We start from the raw sequence: 5,616 nt of genomic DNA on the forward strand, positions 1-5,616 counted from the left end.
TCGTCGGCGACTTCATCATGCCCAGTGAGATGACCTTTGCTGCTGCCGGGTGGAGACTAGGTTGTCCGGCGGAACCCTTCTCCCCGTCCTTCACGGGGAGAAGGTCCCGGCAGGGGGTTGAGGGGCGGCGCCAACATCCAGGATTTCATGCCAGGTCGCGCGCCTCGGGCACGAATGCCAGCGCCTCGGCAAAGATAGCGCTCGTGAAGGTGGCGCTCTCGACGGCGAGCATTGCTGCGGCAACGCCTTCGCGCAGCGCTGCGCCCAGCGTCAGGCCGCGCAGCAGGGCGGCCATCGTCGCGCCCGCCAGCGCATCGGCGGCGCCGACCGTGACTTTTTTCGGTGCCAGGATCGAGAAGGCGCCGGCCGCGTCGAAACCCAGCACCGGACCGTCACCAGCGGTGACCACGCCGCTTTTCAGGCCGGCGCGTCTTAGGCCGTCGACAATGCCACGCTCGTCGGCATCGACGTCGGCGCCGGTAAGCGCGCCGGCCTCGCGCCGGTTCATGAAGGCCATCGCCAGAAACTCAAGCACCAGCGTCAGCCGCGCCGCCTTGCTGGGCGAAACGGCAAGTGCAAACACGGGCTTGTCGGCTGCAAGCGCTACCAGCCGCTCGAGCGCCGCCGACGGCAGGTTTGCGTCGCAAAGGACTGCATCAGCGGTGCTGATTGCCTCGCGCACCTTGGCACGGCGGATCTGCTTGGCAAGCGCCAGGTCGTAGAGCGCCATGTCGGCGAGGCCGGCGATCAGCGCGCCGTCGCCGTCGATCAGCACTGTGTTGCTCGGTGTCGTGCGATCGAGGAACACCACGGACAGATCGGCAATGCCGGCTGCAGCAATGGCGCGTGAAAGCGTATCGGCCAGAACATCGCCGCCCCGTACCGAAAGCAGCGACCCGGAGACGCCGCGGCGCACGGCGCAGCGCAGCGCATTGAAGACGGCGCCGCCGACTTCCTCGCGCATCGTGCCGGGGTTCGACGCCGCCGGCACGAAGGCGCCCGAAACCTGGCCGCGCCGCTCGATATAGGCGCCGCCTACTGCCAGGATCGTCGGCGACTTCATCATGCCCAGTGAGATGACCTTTGCTGCTGCCGGGTGGAGACTAGGTTGTCCGGCGGAACCCGGCAACCGGAGGCGCGATTCGGAAGATGCCTAGCAGAATCCTGCGGGTGAAGCCGGGATGCATCCCGGGTGAAAATACGAAACAAAAAATGAACAAATCCGGATATTGTTGGTTTTTCAATCGGTTGTATCCCCTTGCCAATCGAGAACAAAAAAGGTACAAATTGATAGGGATTACGGATTGTCCGGCCTTCATTGACGACCAAGGGGTGATGTATCATGGCTCAGAATTCTTTGCGGCTTGTAGAGGACAAAACGGTGGACAAATCAAAGGCTCTGGATGCGGCGCTGTCGCAAATCGAGCGTGCCTTCGGCAAGGGCTCGATCATGCGGCTCGGCGCAAACGAGCAGGTCGTCGAGATCGAAACGGTGCCGACCGGTTCGCTTGGCCTCGACATCGCGCTCGGCGTCGGCGGCCTGCCGCGCGGCCGCATCATCGAGATCTACGGGCCGGAAAGCTCGGGCAAGACGACGCTGGCGCTGCACACTGTGGCGGAGGCCCAGAAGAAGGGCGGCATCTGCGCCTTCGTCGATGCCGAGCACGCGCTCGACCCGGTCTATGCCCGTAAGCTCGGCGTCGACCTCGAAAACCTCTTGATCTCGCAGCCCGATACCGGCGAGCAGGCGCTGGAGATCTGCGACACGCTGGTGCGTTCCGGCGCCATCGACGTGCTGGTGGTCGATTCGGTCGCGGCGCTGACGCCGCGCGCCGAAATCGAAGGCGAGATGGGCGATTCGCTGCCCGGCCTGCAGGCCCGCCTGATGAGCCAGGCGCTGCGCAAGCTGACCGCCTCGATCTCGCGCTCCAACACCATGGTCATCTTCATCAACCAGATCCGCATGAAGATCGGCGTCATGTTCGGTTCGCCCGAGACCACGACCGGCGGCAACGCGCTGAAATTCTACGCTTCGGTGCGCCTCGACATTCGCCGCATCGGCTCGGTCAAGGACCGCGACGAGGTCGTCGGCAACCAGACCCGCGTCAAAGTGGTCAAGAACAAGCTGGCGCCGCCCTTCAAGGTGGTCGAGTTCGATATCATGTATGGCGAGGGCGTGTCCAAGACCGGCGAGCTGGTTGACCTCGGCGTCAAGGCCGGCGTGGTCGAAAAGTCGGGCGCCTGGTTCTCCTACAATTCGCAGCGTCTCGGCCAGGGCCGCGAGAATGCAAAACTGTTCCTGCGCGACAATCCCGATACGGCGCGCGAAATCGAATTGGCACTACGGCAGAATGCCGGGCTGATTGCGGAAAAGTTCCTCGAGAATGGTGGTTCCGAAGGCGGAGACGATGGTTTCGAGGACGAAGCCGGCGCCATGTAGGCTTCGGCAGTGGCCGGAGTTTGGCCATGATTCCCGCGCATCAGCTCCAGCCTGTGTAATCGAGTCCTGTATTGTTGCGTTCGAACCGCCGGCATAGCGCCGGCGGTTTGCGTTTCAGCGGTGGCGCCGAGATGACCGGCAGGCCGGCAACGAGATGACCGGCAAGCCCCGCAAATTGGCCCAATTCCGTGTTTCTGGACAGGGTGCAACGCGGCGGCTAAAAGGCCATGTCCATTTGCCGTCGGCCGCGCCGGCGGCTCTCTCTAAAAGCTAAAAGGCAGTATTCATGAGTGGCGTGAACGAGATCCGGTCGACATTCCTCGACTATTTCCGCAAGGAGGGTCACGAGGTCGTCGCGTCGAGCCCGCTGGTGCCGCGCAACGACCCGACACTGATGTTCACCAATGCCGGCATGGTGCAGTTCAAGAACGTTTTCACCGGCCTGGAAAAGCGACCCTACTCGCGTGCCACGACGGCTCAGAAGAGTGTTCGCGCCGGCGGCAAGCACAACGACCTCGACAATGTCGGCTACACCGCGCGCCACCTGACCTTCTTCGAGATGCTCGGTAATTTCTCGTTCGGCGACTATTTCAAGGAGCGCGCCATCGAGCTTGCCTGGGACCTGATCACCAGGGAGTTCGGGCTGAAGAAGGACAAGCTGCTGGTCACGGTCTATCACACCGACGACGAGGCTGCCGGCTACTGGAAGAAGATCGCCGGCTTTTCCGACGATCGTATCATCCGCATTCCGACCTCGGACAATTTCTGGGCGATGGGCGACACCGGACCTTGCGGTCCGTGCTCGGAGATCTTCATCGACCGTGGCGAGCACATCTGGGGCGGCCCTCCCGGCAGCCCCGAGGAGGATGGCGACCGTTTCCTCGAATTCTGGAACCTGGTGTTCATGCAGTATGAACAGGTGACGAAGGATGAGCGCATCGACCTGCCGCGCCCGTCGATCGACACCGGCATGGGCCTGGAGCGCATGGCCTCCATTCTGCAAGGGGTCGAGAGCGTCTTCGAGACCGACCTGTTCCGTCACCTGATCGAGGCCGCGTCATCCGCGCTCGGCCGCGGTCCGGATGCCGACACCGTCGGATCGTTCCGCGTCATCGCCGACCATTTGCGTTCGTCCTGCTTTCTGGTGGCCGACGGCGTGCTGCCGTCCAATGAGGGCCGCGGCTACGTGCTGCGTCGCATCATGCGCCGCGCCATGCGCCATGGGCAGCTTTTGGGCGCCGGTGATCCGCTGATGTGGCGGCTGGTGCCGGCGCTGGTGCGCGAGATGGGCCAGGCCTATCCGGAACTGGTGCGCGGCGAACAGATGATCACCGAGACGCTGAAGCTTGAAGAAACCCGTTTCCGCAAGACGCTGGTGCGCGGCTTGGGCCTGCTTTCGGAAGCGACGGAAAAGCTGGGTGCCGGCGACATGCTGGATGGCGAGACCGCCTTCAAGCTCTACGACACCTATGGCTTTCCGCTCGATCTGACGCAGGACGCGCTCCGTCAGCGCAACATCTCGGTCGATCTTGCCGGCTTCACCAATGCGATGGAGCAGCAGAAGGCCGAGGCGCGCAAGAGCTGGGCTGGTTCCGGCGAGGCGGCGACCGAAACAGTGTGGTTCCCGGTGCGCGAGAAGCATGGCGCCACCGAGTTCCTCGGCTACGAGACCGAGCAGGCGGAAGGCCTCATCCAGGCGCTGGTCAGGGACGGCAAGATCGTCGACAGCGCCGCCAACGGCGAGGCGGTTGCCGTAGTCGTCAACCAGACGCCGTTCTATGGCGAATCCGGCGGCCAGGTGGGTGATACCGGCGTCATTTCAGGCGAAGGGTTCTCAATCGAGATCTCCGATACGCAGAAGAAGGCCGACGGGCTTTTCGTGCATCTCGGCAAGGTGGCCGACGGCACGGTCGACACGGGCGCGACCGTCGAGCTGAAGGTCGACCATGCGCGCCGCTCCAGGCTGCGCGCGAACCATTCCGCGACGCATCTGATCCACGAAGCGCTGCGCGAGGTGCTAGGCACCCATGTCGCGCAGAAGGGCTCACTGGTCGCGCCCGAGCGTCTGCGCTTCGACATTTCGCACAACAAGCCGATCTCGCCTGACGAGATCGAAGAGGTCGAGCGGATGGCGAACGAGATCGTCGTCCAGAACAGCCCGGTCACCACGCGGCTGATGTCGGTCGACGATGCCATTGCCGAAGGCGCCATGGCGCTGTTCGGCGAAAAGTATGGCGATGAGGTGCGCGTCGTTTCGATGGGCACGGGCTTGCATGGCGCCAAGGCCAACCGGCCCTATTCGGTCGAGCTATGCGGCGGCACCCATGTCAGGGCGACCGGCGATATCGGTCTGGTGCGCATCGTGTCGGACAGCGCCGTCGCCGCCGGCGTGCGCCGCATCGAGGCGCTGACCGGAGAGGCGGCCAGAAAGCATCTCGACGAGCAGGACAAACGGCTGAAGGCCACTGCGGCGGCGTTGAAGATCTCGCCGGCCGACGTGCCGGCGCGCGTCGAAGCGCTGTTGGACGAGCGCAAGAAGCTCGAGAAAGAACTGACCGAAGCGCGCAAGAAACTGGCGCTGGGCGACCGCTCGCCAGCCGGCGTGCCTGCCGAGAACGAGACCATTGCCGGTGTCGGCTTCCTCGGCAAGGCGGTATCGGGTGTCGCGCCGAAGGATTTGAAGCCGTTGGCCGATGCCGGCAAGAAGTCGCTCGGCTCCGGCGTCGTCGTCTTCGTCGGCGCCGGCGAGGACAACAAGGCCAGCGTCGTGGTCGGCGTCACCGACGACCTGACCGGCCGCTTCAGCGCTGTCGATCTGGTGCGTGTGGCGTCCGCGGCCTTGGGCGGGCAGGGCGGCGGCGGTCGGCCTGACATGGCCCAGGCCGGCGGCCCGGACGCCTCAAGGGCCGAAGACGCGATCGCTGCGGTGAAGGCGGCTCTGGAGGCGGCCTGATCGGTTGCTGGGGGTCTGGGAGGCACCCCCCTCTGTCCTGCCGGACATCTCCCCCTCAAGGGGGAGATTTGCAGCTTCATTGCCCTGCCTTTTTCTCAAACGTCGAAAATTGGCGAAAACAATCGTGACATCCGATCTCCCCCTTGAGGGCATATGCGCTAAGATAGGTGTTGCAGCGGGGAATCGGTTGTGATTCTACGCTGCGATGACTCACGAATCGCTT

At 64.0% G+C, this 5,616-nt stretch carries 3 protein-coding genes; 2 read left to right on the plus strand and 1 reads right to left on the minus strand.

The window, feature by feature from the left end; translation table 11 throughout:
* Positions 1-145: 145 nt before the first annotated feature.
* Positions 146-1,066, minus strand: coding sequence for a carbohydrate kinase family protein (locus AC0L2Z_RS34780; RefSeq protein ID WP_473630562.1), 921 nt, complete (start codon positions 1,064-1,066; stop codon positions 146-148).
* Positions 1,067-1,342: 276 nt separating this feature from the next.
* Between AC0L2Z_RS34780 and recA the strand changes: the two genes are divergently transcribed.
* Together recA and alaS are read left to right on the plus strand one after the other, a co-directional pair.
* Positions 1,343-2,440, plus strand: coding sequence for a recombinase RecA (recA, locus tag AC0L2Z_RS34785; protein ID WP_023798282.1), 1,098 nt, complete (start codon positions 1,343-1,345; stop codon positions 2,438-2,440).
* A 286-nt stretch (positions 2,441-2,726) separates the two neighbouring features.
* Positions 2,727-5,393, plus strand: a complete 2,667-nt coding sequence (gene alaS, locus AC0L2Z_RS34790; protein WP_473630563.1) for an alanine--tRNA ligase — start codon at positions 2,727-2,729, stop codon at positions 5,391-5,393.
* The last annotated feature ends 223 nt before the right edge of the window (positions 5,394-5,616 follow it).

This window comes from Mesorhizobium sp. WSM4850, assembly GCF_055811735.1.